Annotated in this window: 18 protein-coding genes; 17 read left to right on the top strand and 1 reads right to left on the bottom strand. The window is 61.7% G+C overall.

Annotated features, from left to right (window positions below; genetic code table 11):
* The first annotated feature begins 9 nt into the window (after positions 1 to 9).
* The 3 genes from NUH19_RS09020 (at position 10) to NUH19_RS09010 (ending at position 2,485) form a co-directional block, all read left to right on the top strand.
* Positions 10 to 750, top strand: a complete 741-nt coding sequence (locus NUH19_RS09020) for an FAD synthetase family protein (RefSeq protein WP_262316228.1) — start codon at positions 10 to 12, stop codon at positions 748 to 750.
* 80 nt (positions 751 to 830) lie between these two features.
* Positions 831 to 1,565 carry a PAS domain-containing protein gene (locus NUH19_RS09015; RefSeq protein ID WP_262316227.1) on the top strand — a complete coding sequence of 245 codons (735 nt, stop codon included), beginning with the start codon at positions 831 to 833 and terminating at the stop codon, positions 1,563 to 1,565.
* The gene (locus tag NUH19_RS09010; RefSeq protein ID WP_262316226.1) at positions 1,565 to 2,485 is read left to right on the top strand and encodes an FAD:protein FMN transferase; all 921 of its coding nucleotides are present in this window, start codon (positions 1,565 to 1,567) and stop codon (positions 2,483 to 2,485) included. Before NUH19_RS09015 ends, NUH19_RS09010 begins: the two co-directional genes overlap by 1 nt.
* A 160-nt stretch (positions 2,486 to 2,645) precedes the next feature.
* On the opposite strand, the gene NUH19_RS09005 is transcribed toward NUH19_RS09010, so the two are convergent.
* The gene (locus NUH19_RS09005) at positions 2,646 to 3,470 is read right to left on the bottom strand and encodes an AraC family transcriptional regulator (RefSeq protein ID WP_262316225.1); all 825 of its coding nucleotides are present in this window, start codon (positions 3,468 to 3,470) and stop codon (positions 2,646 to 2,648) included.
* A gap of 90 nt (positions 3,471 to 3,560) precedes the next feature.
* On the opposite strand from NUH19_RS09005, the gene NUH19_RS09000 reads away from it, so the two are divergent.
* From NUH19_RS09000 to NUH19_RS08935, 14 genes are all read left to right on the top strand, one after another.
* A complete protein-coding gene (locus NUH19_RS09000; RefSeq protein ID WP_262316224.1) occupies positions 3,561 to 5,273 on the top strand; it encodes a glycoside hydrolase family 2 protein in 1,713 nt (570 codons plus the stop codon).
* Positions 5,274 to 5,347: 74 nt separating this feature from the next.
* On the top strand, positions 5,348 to 6,091 hold the full coding sequence (gene yaaA / locus NUH19_RS08995; RefSeq protein ID WP_262316223.1) for a peroxide stress protein YaaA: 744 nt from the start codon (positions 5,348 to 5,350) through the stop codon (positions 6,089 to 6,091).
* A 109-nt stretch (positions 6,092 to 6,200) separates the two neighbouring features.
* A complete protein-coding gene (gene rpsP, locus NUH19_RS08990; RefSeq protein WP_225047495.1) occupies positions 6,201 to 6,476 on the top strand; it encodes a 30S ribosomal protein S16 in 276 nt (91 codons plus the stop codon).
* Positions 6,477 to 6,484: 8 nt separating this feature from the next.
* Positions 6,485 to 6,733, top strand: coding sequence for a KH domain-containing protein (locus tag NUH19_RS08985; RefSeq protein ID WP_262316222.1), 249 nt, complete (start codon positions 6,485 to 6,487; stop codon positions 6,731 to 6,733).
* Positions 6,734 to 6,787: 54 nt separating this feature from the next.
* Positions 6,788 to 7,306 (top strand): ribosome maturation factor RimM, encoded by a 519-nt coding sequence (gene rimM, locus NUH19_RS08980; protein ID WP_262316221.1) that lies wholly within the window; start codon positions 6,788 to 6,790, stop codon positions 7,304 to 7,306.
* Positions 7,296 to 8,048 carry a tRNA (guanosine(37)-N1)-methyltransferase TrmD gene (trmD, locus tag NUH19_RS08975; protein WP_262316220.1) on the top strand — a complete coding sequence of 251 codons (753 nt, stop codon included), beginning with the start codon at positions 7,296 to 7,298 and terminating at the stop codon, positions 8,046 to 8,048. Before rimM ends, trmD begins: the two co-directional genes overlap by 11 nt.
* A gap of 174 nt (positions 8,049 to 8,222) precedes the next feature.
* On the top strand, positions 8,223 to 9,959 hold the full coding sequence (locus NUH19_RS08970; RefSeq protein ID WP_262316219.1) for an ABC transporter ATP-binding protein: 1,737 nt from the start codon (positions 8,223 to 8,225) through the stop codon (positions 9,957 to 9,959).
* A 1-nt stretch (position 9,960) separates the two neighbouring features.
* Complete coding sequence (locus NUH19_RS08965; protein WP_262316218.1) at positions 9,961 to 12,057, top strand: ABC transporter ATP-binding protein; 2,097 nt, start codon at positions 9,961 to 9,963, stop codon at positions 12,055 to 12,057.
* Between the two features lie 116 nt (positions 12,058 to 12,173).
* Complete coding sequence (gene rplS / locus NUH19_RS08960) at positions 12,174 to 12,521, top strand: 50S ribosomal protein L19 (protein ID WP_225047490.1); 348 nt, start codon at positions 12,174 to 12,176, stop codon at positions 12,519 to 12,521.
* A gap of 56 nt (positions 12,522 to 12,577) precedes the next feature.
* A complete protein-coding gene (locus NUH19_RS08955; RefSeq protein WP_262316217.1) occupies positions 12,578 to 12,751 on the top strand; it encodes a hypothetical protein in 174 nt (57 codons plus the stop codon).
* 16 nt (positions 12,752 to 12,767) lie between these two features.
* Positions 12,768 to 13,013 (top strand): DUF896 domain-containing protein, encoded by a 246-nt coding sequence (locus tag NUH19_RS08950; protein ID WP_262316216.1) that lies wholly within the window; start codon positions 12,768 to 12,770, stop codon positions 13,011 to 13,013.
* Positions 13,014 to 13,082: 69 nt separating this feature from the next.
* Entirely contained in the window at positions 13,083 to 13,301 is a 219-nt protein-coding gene (locus tag NUH19_RS08945; RefSeq protein ID WP_262316215.1) for a YneF family protein, read from the top strand.
* Between the two features lie 150 nt (positions 13,302 to 13,451).
* A complete protein-coding gene (locus NUH19_RS08940; RefSeq protein WP_262316214.1) occupies positions 13,452 to 15,206 on the top strand; it encodes an ABC transporter ATP-binding protein in 1,755 nt (584 codons plus the stop codon).
* 52 nt (positions 15,207 to 15,258) lie between these two features.
* Complete coding sequence (locus tag NUH19_RS08935; protein ID WP_262316323.1) at positions 15,259 to 16,983, top strand: ABC transporter ATP-binding protein; 1,725 nt, start codon at positions 15,259 to 15,261, stop codon at positions 16,981 to 16,983.
* Positions 16,984 to 17,576: the final 593 nt, after the last annotated feature.

Raw genomic sequence — 17,576 nt, 5'->3', positions numbered from 1 at the left:
GTTTGACGCATGGACGTGACGACGCTCGATTACCAATCGCTTCAGCAACGCTCAAAAGTCGCGCCTTGCGTCTTGACTCTTGGCTTCTTCGATGGGGTTCACCGCGGTCACCGGCGCGTGATCGAAACGGCGCGGCTGGCCGCGCGGCGGTCCGGCCTGGCGCTTTCGGTCATGACCTTCGACCGCCACGCCGCTTCCGTTTTCGGCGGCCGCCCCGTCCGCTACCTGACCACCGTCGCCCAAAAGGCTGAGCTGATGGCCCAGCTTGGGGTCGACCACCTGTACGTGATGCGCTTCACCCGCGACTTTGCCGCGCTGACCCCGCAGGCCTTCGTGACCGACTGCCTGGTGCCGCTTGGCGCCAAGCAGGTGGTGGCCGGCTTCGACTACACCTTCGGCCGCGGCGGCACCACCACGGCGGCCGCCCTGCCGGCGCTTGCCGCCGGTCGCTTCACGACCACGGTGGTGCCCAAGCTGACCGCGTCGCACCTCAAAATTTCGTCGACCCGCATTCGCGAGCTGATCGGGCGCGGCGAGTTCGCCGCCGCCGAGGCCTTGCTGGGCCACCCGTACCAAGTTGTGTCGCCTGCCTTGCAGCAGTTACCTCCTAATGGCTGCTACCAGGCAGAAGACCGGTTCGGCCGGGTGGTGACGGTGGACGTGTCAGCTTCGGGGCAGCTGGTCTCGGCGGGGCTTGGACCGTTGCGTTTCTTGCGCCGCACCGCGCAGTTGCGGGTGGTCGGCGAATAAGAAAAAAGCCCAGTTGACTGGGCTTTTTCCATGACACTTGTCCCGGTGGCGGTTGCCTGCGGGACTCAGGAGGATAAATCATGACGAGTAAACCAGAATACGATGGCACCTACATCCAGTTTCCCACCGGCCGGCTGACGCTGACCGAGGTGCAGCAGATTTTCAGCACCATTCCCTTTGAAATCGACCTGATCGACCACACGGATCACTTCACGTGGTACTCCAACAAGCCGAACCGCGAGCACGTTCGCACGGTCGATCAGCTCAACGAAACCGTGGCGGAATGCCACCCGGCCCGGGTGCTGCCGGTCGTGATGGGCATCATCAACAGCTTCAAGGATGGCTCCCGGGACTTCGTGGCCCGGCCGCTGATGATGCACGGCCACCGCGTCTACATCCAGTACTACGCGCTGCGCGACGTCGACGGCACCTACCTGGGCACCATCGAGTTCACCGGCTCCGTTGAAGCGATTTTGACCGCCTACGAAAACGGCGGCTGGTCCGACGCCTCCACCGGCGCCTCCAAGGCCGACGGCAAGACCGGCACGGTCGACGCGACCAGCGGCGCTTCCGAAGAAGCGGCCGCCCCAGCGCCGACGGCCGACGCGACCAGTGGCGCCTCCGAGGAAGAAGCCGCACCGGCGCCTGCAGTCGACGCGACCAGTGGGGCCTCCGAGGAGGAAGCTGCGCCGAAGGTTGATGCGACCAGCGGCGCCTCCGAGGAAGAAGCGGCGCCGAAGGCCGATGCGACCAGCGGCGCCTCCGAAGGCCCGGCCACGGCGGGCAAGCCCGGTCCGTTCACTTACGATCTGTAATGACGACGAAGCGAGTTAAAACCCTGCACGCCTTGGGAACGCGCATCAACCTGACCGTGTTCGGCGAGCTGGACGACGCGGCGCTTGACGCCGCGGCGGCGTTGATCAACCGCGAGGAGGACCGCTTGACGGTCAACCGCGCCCAGTCGGAGGTGATGGCCGTCAATCACGCCGCCGGCAGCGCCGCGGTGGCCGTGTCCAGCGCGACGTACGGCCTGATTCGCACAGCCGCGGCGGCCAGCCGCGAAGACTTTGGCTTCAACGCGCTGATCGGGCCCTTGGTCAAGCTGTGGAAAATCGGCTTCACCGGCGCCAACGTGCCCGACGACCTGGCCATTGTGGCCCGGCTGGCCTTGAGCGACCCCTCCGGCGTGGTTTTGGACGACCAGACCCACACCGTGAAGCTGGCGCAGCCGGGGATGGAGCTTGACCTCGGCGGCATCGCCAAGGGCTTCATCGCCGATCAGATCCGGGCGCTGTGGGGTGCTTACGGCGTCGCCGCCGGCATCATCGACCTCGGCGGCAACCTGCTGTTCGTCGGCGAGTCCCCGCGGCGCGAGGACGGCAAGTGGGTGATCGGGGTGCAAGACCCCGGCAAGTCCCGCCATACCGATCTCGGCTGCACGATTTTGCCTGCCTGCTCGGCCGTGACCTCCGGCATCTACGAGCGGTTCCTAGTCAAAGACGGCAAGAAGTACCACCACCTGATGGACCCACGCACCGGCTACCCGCTTCAGACCGATCTGGCCGGCGTCACGGTGTTCACCAAGGACTCGATTCAAGGCGAGCTCGAGGCCAAGCGCCTCTTCTTCGCCGGGGTCCCGGTGCCGGGCTGGCTGGATGACCCGACCCACCTGGGGGCGGTGTTCGCCTATCAGGACGGCCACACCGAGGTCATCGGCACCACCATCAGCAAGTGAAAACAGCGCGGCGTCTCCAGCGGAGGCGTCGCGCTGTTTGCGTCGCGTCTTTGCTTCCTGGCGGTGGCGCCGGTGGCCCAGTCGGTGGCCGCGCGGTTAGCGCCGTACCGCCAGCGGGGCGGCGCTTGGCCGGTCGGCGTGAGCCGACCGTCAATGGGGCTCAGCCCGTCGCCTGGCGCCGCCACTCGCCGGGTCGCACCCCGGTGGCCCGGGTGAAGGCGTTGGAGAAGTAGTGGGCGTCGGCGAAGCTCAGCCGCGCGGCAATGGCGGCCACGGGCAGGCTGGTGTGGCGCAGCAGGGTTTTGGCCATCGCGATGCGGCGGTCTTGCAGGTAGGCGTAGGGCGTGGTTTGGTAGGCCTTTTTGAACTGGCGGGTCAGCTGTGACGCCGACAGATTGACCAAGGCGGCCAGCTGGGCGATGGTCACCGGCTCCTCCAGGTGGTTGTCGAGGTAGCCCCGCACCACCGTGGCCAAGGGCGCCTGCTGCACCCGCGCATGCGTCTGGGCGAAGGCGTGCAAGGCAAAAAAAAGCCGGTGGATCGCCAGGCTGCCGTCTAGTCCCCGTGCCGCCGGGCTCAGCGTGGGATCGGCGCAGCTTTGCAGCAGCGAATCAAGCGCTGGCCCGGTGTCCAGGTTGGCGAACACGACCTGGCCGGCCAGCTGGTAGGCGGCAAACAGCTGCACCGGCACCGCGCCGGCAAAGTTCACCCAGCGTTTTTGCATCGGGGCGTGGGGGTCGGACCAGTAGCGGTGGTCGGCCCCCAGCGGCAGCAGGTAGGTGTCGCCGGCCTGCACCACGTGGCGGGTGCCGTCAACCTCAATCACGCCGCGGCCGGCGTCGACGTGTTCGAGGCAAAAGACCGCGGCGTGGGGCCGCTCGACGTGGTAGGTGGCAAAGGGGTAGGTGACGCCGGCCAGCTCGATCCAAAACAAGGCGGGGTCTTCGAACTGGCTGGGTAAGAAGCTGTAGATCAATTCCTTCATGCGGTTATTCCTCACTTTTGTAAGCAAATGCACTCTTGCCTGTGCCTCAGCATACGCTAAACTGGAGTCAAAATAAAGCGGAGGTGCAACATGACAATTCCTCGTCCTGAATTTCCAGAACCGATGATGCAACGTACCCAGTGGCAGAACCTGAACGGCCAGTGGGATTTTCTGATCGATGCCGCCGACTCCGGCCGCGACCAGCACTTCGAAACCACGGCGGTTTTTGACCGCCAGATCACCGTACCGTACCCGCCGGAAAGCCAGCTCAGTGGCATCGGCAACGTCGACTTCATGGCCGCGGTGTGGTACCGCCGCCACTTCACCGTGACCGCGGCCCAGCGCCAGCAGGTGGTGCGGCTGCACTTCGGCGCGGTCGACTACCACGCCACGGTGTTCGTCAACGGTCAGGTTGTCGGCCAGCACGACGGCGGCTTCGTGCCGTTTGCCTTTGACATTCAGGCCCAGCTGCAAGACGGCGACAACACGCTGGTGGTCTGCGCCCAAGACGACATTCGCGGCGGCAAGCAACCCGGCGGCAAGCAAAGCCACCTTTACCAGTCGCACGGTTGCGACTACACCCGCACCACGGGCATCTGGCAGACCGTGTGGCTGGAATTTTTGCCTCAGGTCCGGGTGGAGACGCTGCACCTGACCCCGGATGTCGCAAGCCAAAGCGTGACCGCCCAGCTGACTCTGGCCGGGCAAGGCGACCTGACCGTCGCGGTGAGCTACGCCGGAGAAGCGATGGGGACGGCCCATGTCGGCCCGGCGAGTGGCACCGTCACGGTGTCCGTGCCGCTGGCCGCGGCGCATCTGTGGGAAATCGGGCACGGGCGGCTGTACGACGTCAGGGTCACTTTCGGCGCCGATCAGCTCAAGAGCTACTTCGGGCTGCGCAGCGTCGCCTTTGACGGTGAGAAGTTCCGCCTGAATGGCCAGTCCGTTTTCCAGCGGCTGGTGCTCGACCAAGGCTTTTACCCGACCGGCATTTTCACCGCGCCGGATGATGACACCTTCGTGCAAGACATTGAGCGCAGCGTGGCCTGCGGGTTCAACGGGGCCCGGCTGCACCAGAAGGTGGTGGATCCGCGCTACTTGTACCACTGCGACGCCGCCGGTTACCTGGTGTGGGGTGAAATGGCCAGCTGGGGCATCGACATGGCAAACGCCGACGGGCTTTACCACTTCGTGCCGGAGTGGCTGGCCGCGGTGCGGCGTGACTGGAACCACCCGAGCATCGTGACTTGGTGCCCGTTCAACGAGACTTGGGACATCGACGGGCGGCCGCAGCGGCGAGACGCCGTGGCCATCGTCTACCAGGCGACCAAGGCGTTGGACGCGACGCGGCCTTGCGTCGACACCAGCGGCAACTACCACGGCGTGACCGACTTGTACGACGTGCATGACTACGCCCAGGAGCCGGCGGTGATGGCGCAGCACTTTGACGGCGAGCAGGCTCACAACGGCGCGTTTTGGGACGAGCACGAGGCCCGGCAGCACTACCAGGCGGGACAGCCGATTGCGGTGTCCGAGTACGGCGGCATCAAGTGGGCGCCAAACGCCAGCGTCGATGAGGCGTGGGGCTACGGCGAACCAGAAGATGAAGCGGCCTTTGTCGCCCGTTACCGCGGCTTGACCGAGGTGCTCTTGGCCAACCCGCACATCTGCAGCTTCTGCTACACGCAGCTTTACGATGTCGAGCAGGAGCGCAACGGCCTTTATTACTACGACCGCACCCCAAAGTTCGCCCCTGAGCAATTCGCCGCCATCAATCGGCAAAAGGCGGCGATCGAGGACTGAGTGCCAGACAACAAGCGGCTTGCCGCTTGTTTTTTTGGCCGCCGCCCGGTATCGTGGGGGCAAAGGAGTTCGCCATGCAAATCATAATCGCCCCCGCCAAGAAAATGGTGGTGGATCAAGACACATTCGCAGTCCAGGGCCAGCCGCAGTACCTGCAAGCGGCCGCAACGCTGCTTGCGGCCATGCAGCGGCTGAGCCTAAAGGAGGCCCAGGCGCTTTGGCGCTGCAGCGACAAGCTTGCGCAAGCGGCCTACCGAAGGCTTTTGGCCACCACCTTGGCCGGGCCGCAGACGCCGGCGCTGGTTGCCTTCAGCGGGCTGGCCTACCAGGCGATGGCACCGGACCTGTTCACCGCACCGGCGCTGGCTTACGTGCAGGCCAACCTGCGCATCCTCTCGGGCTTTTACGGGGTGCTTCGGCCCTTCGACGGGGTGGTGCCATACCGGCTGTCTTTGGACGAGCGGCTGGCCGTCGGTGAGTACCGCGACCTTTACGCGTTTTGGGGGGCGCGGTTGTATGCGGCGCTTGATTTTAGCCACGGGCCGGTGCTCGATCTGGCGTCCAAGGAGTACAGCCGCGCCGTGGCGCCTTACCTACGGCTTGGGGAGTCGCTGGTGGCGGTGGTGTTCGCCCAGCTGGTTGACGGCCGGCCCAAGGTCAAGGCGACTTTGGCCAAGCAGGCGCGAGGTGCTATGGTGCGGTATCTGGCCGAGCACCAGGTGACCACGCTGGCGGGGGTGGCCGGCTTCGACGATCCGCGCTACCGGTTTGACCCCGAACGCTCCAGCGACCGTCAGCTGGTGTTCATTCAGCGTTAGGCGGCGAGGAAATTGGGCCTTTTTTGGGGTTGTAAAGAAAAACCTCTTTACACGCCTATGAATCTTTGCTATTATTTTGAAGTTGAGAAATTTACAGGAGGTGGACTTAATGGCAGTTAAAATTCGTTTGAAGCGGATGGGTTCCAAGCGTAAGCCTTTCTACCGCGTCGTGGTTGCTGATTCTCGCTCCCCACGCGATGGCCGGTTTATCGAATCCGTCGGTTACTACAACCCGTTGACCGAACCAGTTGACTTGAAGCTGGACGAAGACAGCATCTTGGATTGGCTTCAAAAAGGCGCTCAGCCTTCCGATACCGTTCGCAACTTGCTTTCCAGCAAGGGCTTGATGCAGAAGTATCACGAAGCGCGCTTCACTAAGAAGTAGGGGATAATGTGGACATCGCGGCATTGATCCAAGCCATCGTGACGCCATTAGTCACCCACCCCGAGGCCGTGTCCGTCACGCCGCACGAAACGGCGGACTACATGGCTTTTGATTTGACGGTCGCCCCGGACGATGTCGGTCGTGTGATCGGCAAGAGCGGCCGGGTCGCCCAGGCAATCCGCACGATTGTCTACTCCGTCAAATCACCATATACCAAGCGGGTGCGCCTGAACATCATGGACGCGCCGCATGACTAAAAACGACCGGCGAAAGCTGGCCGTTTTTTGCATAACCAATAATAAGGAGAGTTTATGGCAAACCTTTATCACGTTGGCAAAATCGTCAACACACACGGCATCCGCGGCGAGCTCAAGGTCGTGCCGATCACCGATTTTCCGGAGACGCGCTTCGCCAAGGGCAGCAAGCTGGTGATCGAGGCCACCCCCAACGTTGAGGTGGAAGTCGCCCAAAGCCGCCAGCAAAAGGGCATGTACCTGCTGACGCTGAAGGGTTACACCGACATCAACGCGGTGCTGCCGTTCAAGGGCCAGGTGCTGTCGGTGGCCGAATCCGAGATGCAGGACCTGGCCGATGGCGAGTACTACTACCACGACATCATCGGCCTGACGGTGATCGACCAAAACGACCAGGTGCTGGGTCAGGTCAGCGAGATTCTCAGCCCGGGGCCCAACGATGTGTGGGTGATTCCGCGGCCGGGGAAGACCGACGTGCTGCTGCCGTTCTTGAACAGCGTGGTGTCGCGCATCGACCTGGCGGCGCATACCGCGTGGGTGACCGTGCCGGAAGGACTGATCGACGATGCGGATTGAGGTGCTGTCGCTGTTTCCCGACATGTTCGCGCCGCTGACCCAAAGCATCATCGGCAAGGCGCTGGACAAGTCGCTGCTGGATTTTGACGTGATCGACTTTCGCCAGTACAGCCACGACAAGCACAACCACGTCGACGATACGCCGTACGGCGGCGGCGCGGGAATGCTGCTGAAGCCCGAGCCGATTTTTGAGGCGATGGACGACCTGACGGCGGCCCATCCCGGGCCCAAGCGCGTGATCCTGTTGGACCCGGCCGGTCGGCGCTTCGACCACGTCGCGGCCAAGGAACTGGCGAAAGCCGACCACCTGGTCTTCATCTGCGGCCACTACGAGGGCTACGACGAGCGCATCCGCAGCCTGGTCACCGATGAGTTTTCCATCGGCGACTTCGTGCTGACCGGCGGCGAGCTGCCGGCGATGATGATGATCGACGCGACGCTGCGCTTCGTCCCCGGGGTCTTGGGCAACGCCGAAAGCGCGGCGACCGACAGCTTCGAAGACGGGCTGTTGAACTACCCGGAGTACACGCGCCCGGCCGAGTACCGCGGCATGGCCGTGCCGGACGTGCTGCAAAACGGGAACCACCAGCTGATCGCGCAGTGGCGCCTCAAGGAGTCGCTGCGGCGAACCTACCTGCGCCGCCCGGACCTCTTGGCCCAGCTAGACCTGGACAAGAACGCGCAAAAGCTGCTGCGGGAAGTCGAGCGGGAGGCGCGAACCATTGTGGCGCCGGATGATTGACCGGGGCCTGCGGACAAAGCCGAATCCTTTGCGGATTCGGCTTTTTTCGTGGCCGGAGGGCGGGACTCACAAATATAAAAAAATAATTTACAGCGGCAAGCAAACGGCGTATAATCCAAGTTCGCTGCGCCTGGCTGGCCAGGCGAGACTCATCTGTGGAGGACAAACTAAAAGATGGTATTCAAGGCGATTGGAAAATACAAGTTGCTGGTCATCGCGGCCCTGGCCACGATGCTTTTGCAGGTCGGAGCGGCGCTGTGGCAGCCCAGTTACATGAAGAATATTTTGAGTGTGATGGCCGACATGAGCCTGTCGACCAGCGGCAAAATCGATCAGATCTCCGGCTACGGCGTCGGCCTGCTGGTGATCGCGGCGGTGGGGCTGATCGGCTCGGTGCTCAACACGCTGGCCGCGGCCAAAATTGCCCAGGCGGTGTCGGCCGACCTGCGCGAGCAGACGTTCCGCAAGATTCAAACCTTCTCATATGAAGACATCGAGAAGTTCAAGGCCGAAAACCTGGTGGTTCGCATGACCAACGACGTCAACCAGGTCCAGATGCTTTTGATGATGGTCTTTCAGGTGCTGATTCGGGTGCCGCTGCTGTTCGTCGGTGCCTTCATCCTGTCGATTCTGACGATGCCGCGCCTGTGGTGGATCATCATCGTGATGGTGGTCTTGATCGTCTTGGTCACCGGCATTTCGATGGGGCGGATGGGGCCGCACTTCGCGGCCTTCCAAAGCCTGATGGACAAGATCAACGGCATCGCCAAGGACAACCTGCGCGGGGCCCGGGTGGTCAAGTCCTTCGTGCAAGAGAAGAATCAGGAGGCGGCCTTTGACGCGGCGTCGGACACCCTGAACGGGCACAATCTGGCGGTCGGCTACACCTTTTCGACCATGATCCCGGCCTTCACGATTATCTCGCAGCTGGCGATTTTCATCGCCATTCTGCTGGTGTCGAACTTCGTGACCGAGTCGGCCAGCGTCGCCCAAGATCAACTCGGCGGCATCATGTCCTTCATCCAGTACATGATGCAGATCATGTTCGCCATCATCATGGGCGGCATGATGTCGATGTTCGCCTCCCGCGGTTTCGTCTCCATCGGCCGCATTCAGGAGGTCTTGAACACCGAGACCGCCATGACCTACGACACGACAGCCGTTGAGGACCTGACGGGTCAAGTCGAGTTCGACCACGTCACCTTCGCCTACCCCAACGACGAGCAGCCGACGCTTCAAGACATCAGCTTCAAGCTGGCGCCTGGCGAGATGGTCGGGGTGGTCGGGGCCACCGGCGCCGGCAAGTCGACGTTGGCCCAGCTGATTCCGCGGCTGTTTGACCCCACCGCAGGCCGCGTTTTGGTCGGGGGGCGCGACCTGCGCCACGTGTCGCAGGCGACGCTGCGGGCAACCGTCGCGATGGTGCTGCAAAAGGCCATCTTGTTTTCCGGCACCATCGCCGGCAACCTTAAGCAAGGCAAGCCCGACGCGACCGCCGGGGACATGGACCGCGCGGCCGGCATCGCCCAGGCCGCCGAGTTCATCGACCGGCTGCCCGAGCGTTACGACGCGCCGGTCGAGGAACGCGGCAACAACTTCTCGGGCGGCCAAAAGCAGCGGATGTCGATCACCCGCGGCGTGATCGGAGCCCCGAAGGTCTTGATCCTCGATGATTCGACCTCGGCCTTGGATGCCCGCTCCGAAAAGCTGGTGCAAGAGGCCTTCAGCCGCGAGCTGAAGGGGACCACGACCATCATCATCGCCCAAAAGATTTCAAGCGTGGTTCACGCCGACAAAATCCTGGTGCTGTCCGCAGGCCACCTGGTAGCGGTGGGGACGCACCGCGAGCTGGTGGCAAGCTCGCCGGTTTACCAAGAAATCTACAACACCCAAAAGGCTAAGGAGGCTTAAGATGAGCGATACCAAACGGGCCATCAAATTCTTCTACCTGTACCTCAAAAAGTACAAGCCGCAGTTTCTGCTGATCGCGGTTTTGATCATCGCGGCCACCTACCTGCAGGTCAAGGCACCGGTGGTGATGGGCGACGCGATCACCGACCTGTCGACCTACGTCGGCGACTTCTTCACCCACCAGCACGCCCCAGAGGCGACCAAGGCGCTGCAAAAAATTGCGGCCGGTGGGACCCAGGCGCAAGACGCCTTGCAGGGCATCGCGGCAAAGCTTGCCCAGGCCAGCGGCCACACCGTTGCGGCCAGCGGCCTGACCGACGCGAACGTGCCGGCCTCGGTGCTGGCCAGCCTGCCCAAGGGCACCACGATCAAGGGCCTTCAGCAGCTGGCCGCGATGCCAGACGCTTGGCAGCACCTGACCGACGCGAACGTGCCGGCCTCGGTGTTGGCCAACCTGCCCAAGGGCACCACGATTCAAAGCCTGCACCACGTCGCGCTGTCAAGCGCCGCCAGCAAGGCCGATTTCCTGGGCACCATGTGGAAGCTCTTGGCCTTTTACGTGATGACCGGCGTTGCGCAGCTGCTGTACACGCTGCTGTTCACCCGCATCGTCGCCCATGCGACCAACCGGATGCGCAAGGGGTTGTTCGGCAAGCTCGAGCGTATGACCATCGCGTACTTCGATCGCCACGAGGACGGTGACATCCTCGCGCGGTTCACCTCGGATCTGGACAACATCCAAAACACGCTGAACCAGGCGGCGGTCAACGTGACCACCAACGTCGCGCTGTTCGTCGGCCTGATCATCATGATTTTCCGCCAAAACGTCAGCCTGGCCTGGGTCACCGTCTCCACGACCCCGGTGGCCGTGCTTTGCGCCGTGATCATCGTCGCGCAGGCCAAGCGCTACACCGACCGCCAGCAGACGCAGGTCGGTGACCTGAACGCATACATGGACGAGAAAATCTCGGGCCAAAAGGCGATCATCGTGCAGGGCCAACAGGCGCAGACCATCGCAGGCTTCGTCACCAAAAACGCGGCGGTGCAGCGCTCGACTTTCGCCGCTCAGGCCTGGTCCGGGATGATTTTCCCGCTGATGAACGGCTTTTCGCTGCTGACCACCGCCTTGGTGATTTTCCTCGGCACCCGCATCGCGCTTAACGATGCCAGCCTGAGCACCGCGGCCGCCTTGGGCCTGGTCGTGACCTTCATCCAATACGCCCAGCAGTACTACAACCCGATCATGCAAATCTCCAGCTCCTTTGGTCAGCTGCAGCTGGCGGTCACCGGGGCGACGCGGCTGAACGTGATGTTCGACGAGCCCGACGAGGTGCGACCGGTCGCCGGCAAGCACTTCGAGCGCATTGGCGACGGCATTCACATCGACCACGTCGACTTCGGCTACCTGCCGGGCAAGCCGATTTTGAAGGACGTCAGCATCGCGGTCGCACCCGGCCAGATGGTGGCCCTGGTCGGCCCGACGGGATCTGGCAAAACCACGGTGATGAACCTGATGAATCGCTTCTACGACGTCGACGCCGGCGCGATTCGCTACGACGGCACCGACATTCGCGACTTCGATCTGGATTCGCTGCGGTCGCGCGTCGGCATCGTGTTGCAGGAGTCCGTGCTGTTTTCCGGCACCATCGCCGACAACATCCGCTTCGGCAAGCCCGAGGCGACGATGGAAGAGGTGGTCACCGCGGCCAAGACCACGCACATTCACGACTTCATCATGAGCCTGCCCGAGCAGTACGAGACCCACGTCGACGAAAGCAACGCGGTGTTTTCGGTCGGCCAAAAGCAGCAGATTTCCATCGCGCGAACGATCCTGACCGATCCGGCCATCTTGATTCTGGACGAGGCGACCAGCAACGTCGACACGGTGACCGAGCAGCAGATTCAGTGGGCGATGGAGGCGGCGATCGCCGGGCGCACCAGCTTCGTCATCGCCCACCGGCTCAAGACCATCCTGAACGCCGACAAGATTGTCGTGCTCAAGGACGGCCAAGTGATCGAAGAGGGGACGCACGAGGAACTGGTCGCGGCGCAAGGCTTTTACGCCGAGCTGTACCACAACCAGTTCGTCTTCGAGTAACCGGCTTTACTTCAACCGCCGCGTGTGTTACACTACTAACTTGTGGTAACCCCACAACAGCAACGATGTTCCGCTGATCGGGACGATTATGAATGTCGGTATAAGGAGAAATTTCAATGAACCCATTGATTCAAGAAATCACGAAGTCGCAACTGCGTGACGACATCCCGGACTTCCGCCCTGGTGACACCGTGCGTGTTCACGCCAAGATCGTCGAAGGCGAACGCGAACGTATCCAGATTTTCGAAGGCGTTGTGATCAAGCGTCGCGGTTCCGGCATCTCGGCCACCTACACCGTCCGCAAGATTTCCAGCGGTGTCGGCGTTGAGCGGACGTTCCCGCTGAACACCCCACGCGTTGAAAAGATCGAAGTTGTGCGTCACGGCCAGGTTCGGCGTGCGAAGCTCTACTACCTGCGTGCGCTGCGCGGGAAGGCTGCTCGTATCAAAGAGAAGCGTCGTTAAGACAAAGGGGCCGCGTTTGCGGCCTTTTTTGATGTCACCGGGAAGGAGGGCTGACCTTGGATCAGATCATCTACGTGGTGTACTACGATCAGCCCGCGGCCCCGGCCAAGCTGATCAAGGGTTTTCGTTCGCGCTCCCGGGCGCTTGAGTACCAGGCGATGCTGGCCGCGGCACCGTTTCCGGGCCAGCGGCCGGCAGGCTACCGGGTCGCGGAGATTCACCTCAACTGAGCAAGGAGGCACTATCATGGCACAGCAACCACAAGAACGGCTGGATCGCATCAACGAGCTGGCCAAAAAGGACAAGGAATTCGGGCTGACCGCGGCCGAGGTCGCGGAACGCAAGGCGTTGCGCGAGGCCTACCTGGCCGATTTTCGCGCCGGTTTTCGCCAGCAGCTCGAAACCACCGCGTTTTACAACAAGGCCGGCAAGGAGATCACGCCGGAGAAACTGCAGGCGATTCAGCGCAAACGCGGCCTGCGGAAAGATTAGGCTTTCAAAGCGCCGCGAGCTTTTGTACAATGTTAATGTTGAGAAATTTTGCAGAGGGGAGGATCGACGATGCTATTCGTGTTAGGACTGATCCTCGGGTTACTGGCAGGGGCCGTTGCAGGCTTCTTCGGCGCCCGAGCTTATATGAAAAAATATTTCCGCGATAACCCCCCAGTTAACGAGGACATGATGCGCAGTATGATGCTATCGATGGGTCAAAAGCCTTCCGAAAAGAAGCTGAACCAGATGATGCAACAGATGAAGCAGGCGCAAAAGCGTTCGAAGTAAGACTGTCTGGGAAGCGGTTCGGCCCCCTGTTTTGGGGTCGAACCGTTTTGTTTTGCCCGTAAGCGGGGTATTCTCACGCCTTTATTTGCAACGATTCACCGAATCATTATATACTTTTCGAACAATCTCATTATTGGAGGCGCCTAAGTCATGGGTATTTTCAAAAAATTGGGCTGGTACTTCCGCCAGGAGCAAAAGCGTTACGGGCTTGGCATCCTGTTCCTGGTGCTGGTGGCCCTGGTGAATCTGATCCCACCCAAGGTGATCGGGACCTTGGTCGATGCGATGGACAGCAAAAGCCTGACCTCGGATCGGCTCTTGCTGTGGCTCGCGCTGCTGTTGGCCGCCGGGGTCGGGCAGTACCTGTTTCGCTTCGGGTGGCGCAACGCCATCTGGGGTGGTGCGGCCAAGCTGGAAAAAACGCTGCGGACGCGCCTGTTTTGGCACTTCATGAAGATGGATGCCACCTTCTATCAGCGCCACCGCACCGGCGACTTGATGGCCCACGCCACCAACGATCTGAACGCGATCCAAAACGTCGCCGGCGCCGGCATCCTCACGCTGTTTGACTCCATCATCACCGGCGGCACCACGATCATCGCGATGGTGCTGTTCGTCGACTGGCGGCTGACCGTTCTGGCAATCCTACCGATGCCGCTTTTGGCGGTGATGGCCCGCAAGCTCGGGATGCGCCTGCACGAGGCCTTCGCCCGGTCACAGGCGGCCTTTTCCCGCCTGAACGACAAGACGCAAGAATCCGTGTCCGGCATCAAGGTGATTAAGACCTTCGGCCAGGAGCGGGAGGACACCGCCGACTTCAACAAGATTGTCGACAAAACCATTCAGATCAACAAGAAGGTCAACTTCCTGGACGCCTTGTTCGACCCGACGACCAGCGTGATCATGGGCATCACCTACGTCATCACCATCGTCTACGGCGGCCACCTGGTGCTGGCCAGCCAGATCACCATCGGCCAGCTGGTCTCCTTCGTGTCCTACGTCGCCTCCTTGGTGTGGCCGATGTTTGCCATCGGCCGGCTGTTCAACATCTTGGAGCGGGGCAACGCGTCTTACGACCGCGTCAACGCGCTGCTTCAAGAGCAAAGCGCGATCATCGAGGCGCCCGACGCGATTGCCACGCCGGCGCATGGCGACATTCGCTTCAAGGTCAACAAGTTCAGCTACCCGGGCGACGACCACGCGACGCTGGTCAACGTTCACTTCTCGCTGCCTGAGGGGCAGACGCTGGGCATCGTCGGCCGCGTCGGCGCCGGCAAGAGCACGATTTTCAAGCTGCTGTTGCGCGAGTTTGACGACTACGACGGCGTGATCGAGTTCGGCGGCCACGACATCCGGCACTACACGCTGGACGCGCTGCTGGATTCGATCGGTTACGTGCCACAGGACAACTTCCTGTTTTCCACCACCGTTGCCGACAACATCCGCTTCTCAAGCTTTGCCAAGGCGCAGGGCGAAGTCGAAGAGGCGGCGCGGGAAAGCGCCGTTCACAACGACATCTTGGACTTCGCGGAAGGCTACGGCACTTTGGTCGGGGAACGCGGCGTGTCGCTTTCGGGCGGCCAAAAGCAGCGGCTTTCGATCGCCCGGGCGGTGATCACGACCCCCGAGCTGTTGATCCTCGACGATTCGCTGTCTGCGGTCGACGCCAAGACGGAAAACGAGATTTTGGCCAACCTGAAGGACGTGCGCGACCACAAAACCACCATCATCGCCGCCCAGCGGCTGTCGTCGGTCATGCACGCCGATGAGATCATCGTGCTGGAGGATGGCCACGTGATCGAGCGCGGCACCCACAACGACCTGCTCGCCAACCACGGCTGGTACGCCGAGATGTGGGCCAAGCAGGAACTCGAACAAAAGATTGAAGGTGAACAACTTGGCTAAATACGAAAGCGCCTGGGCGAAGAGCATCCCGTTCAAGGAGCAGCTTCACATCATGAAGCGGCTTTTGGGCTACACGCGGCCGTACAAGAAGCAGTTCTTGGGCGCGTTGCTGGCCGCCGCGCTGCTGGCCGGGGCCAACGTTGCGCTGCCGGCGGTGTTGCAGTACTACATGAACCACTATCTGAGCCAGATGAGTGCGACCACCGCGATCATTTTCGCCTTCGGGGGCCTTTACGCCCTGGGTACCTTGATCAAGGCGGTCTTCCAGTTCTTTCAGACCTTCCTGTTTTCGATGGGGGCCGAGCGGGGGCTTGAGGACGTGCGGCGCCAGCTGTTCAAGAAGCTGCACACCCTGGGGATGCGCTACTTTGACCAGACGCCGGCCGGCTCCATCGTCAGCCGCGTCACCAACGACACGATGACCATGACCGATTTTTGGAACGTGATCTTGAGCGTGATCGTCGGCCTGTTCTCCATCGTGTCGAGCTTTGCGATGATGTACAAGCTCGACGCCAAGATTGCGCTGATGGTGCTGGCCTTCCTGCCGGTGCTCTTGTTGGCCATCTGGTATTACAGCCATTACTCCAGTAAGGTTTACCGCCACATGCGCGAGAAGCTGTCGGAGCTGAACACCAAGCTCAACGAGTCGATCGAAGGCATCGGCATCATCCAGCAGTTCCGCCAGGAGAAGCGCATCGCGTCCGAGTTTGAAACCACGAACAACGAGTACCTCGACACCCGCACGGCGATGATTCGCACCAACTCGCTTTTGCTTTCGCCCATCATCAACCTGCTTTACAGCCTGGCGCTGGTTGCGGTGCTCGGCGCGTTCGGCGTCATGTCCATGCGCAATTTCGTGTTGGCCGGCACCATCTACGCCTTCACGACCTACGTCTCGAACTTCTTCAACCCGATGACCAACATGATGGACTCGCTGTCGAGCTTCCAGGATGGGGTCGTCGCAGGCAGCCGCATTTTTCGCATCATGGACAACACCGAGTACGCCCCGAGTCAAAACCCAGGGGCCAGCGCGACCATTGCGGCCGGCAAAATCGAGTTTCGCCACGTCAGCTTCGCCTACGACGGGGTGCATGAGATCCTTCACGACATCAGCTTCGTCGCCAATCCCGGCGAAACCGTGGCGCTGGTCGGCCACACCGGCTCCGGCAAGTCCTCGATCATCAACGTGATGATGCGCTTTTACGAGTTCGGCACCGGTGAGATCTTGATCGATGACGTCGACATCCGCGACTACCCGATGACCGAGTTGCGCCAAAAGCTCGGCTTGGTGCTGCAGGACTCCTTCATGTTCTACGGCGACATCGCCTCCAACATTCGCCTGTTCAACACGGACATCACCGATGATCAGGTGGTCGCGGCCGCCAAGTTCGTGCAGGCCGACCGCTTTATCGACAAGCTGCCCAACACCTACCACGCCCGGGTGATCGAAGGCGGCAGCCAGTTTTCAAGCGGGGAGCGGCAGCTTTTGAGCTTCGCGCGAACCGTGGTCACCGACCCCAAGATTCTGGTGCTCGACGAGGCCACGGCCAACATCGACACCGAAACCGAGTCCGTGATCCAAGAGGGCCTGCGCCGCATCCGCCGGGGCCGCACCACGATTGCCATCGCCCACCGCCTGTCGACCATCAAGGACGCCAACATGATTTTGGTGCTCGACGCCGGGCGGATCATTGAGGCCGGCAACCACGATCAGTTGCTGGCCAAAAAGGGCCGCTACTACGACATGTACCGGCTGCAAAACGGCGACGTCGACTGACGGCTTGCCGACTCCAACGCCTTCGCACGTGACTGCGAAGGCGTTTTTTGTGCTGGGCCGACGCCAAAAAAGCCGGCGCAGGAGGCCTGCGCCGGCCGCGCCGAAGCCACCACGGGGGGATAATCCCGCGGTGGCCTCGGTTTGCTTGCTGATTGGTTGCAATCTTGCGGTGTTGACCTCGCAGTGGTGCTGCGTTCAAGGCCGCTTGGAACAAGCCACGCGCCGAGCCCCTCCGCAGCTACCTCGCAAGCGAGTAGGAGAGACAGTGTGACTGCGCGTGGGTGGTGGCGTACACCCTGGTATTCGGGCCCAGCGAGGGGCGCCGTAACGCGAAAACACGTGTGTTGAAAGCCAGGTTCGGCTTGGTATGGGTGGGGGTGCTGGAGATGCTTATGCTCCGGCCATTCCCCCTGGGGCAGTGGACGCGCAACGACCAAGGCCTTTGGCCGCCTCCCTGTCCTAGAATAATCGTAAGCACCCAATAACAGACCGGATATGATTGCCCCTTGCCGGGCAGTATGATTGCCTCATCAAATCTAAATTGGTGAGGTAATTTTATGGATGAGAAACCTGAGATTGTTCGGATCAAATTA

It is taken from the genome of Lacticaseibacillus parakribbianus, from assembly GCF_025490915.1.
GTDB lineage: Bacteria > Bacillota > Bacilli > Lactobacillales > Lactobacillaceae > Lacticaseibacillus > Lacticaseibacillus parakribbianus.
The sequence above is the reverse complement of the archived record's forward strand: the minus strand, read 5'-3'. Positions and strand labels throughout refer to the sequence as shown.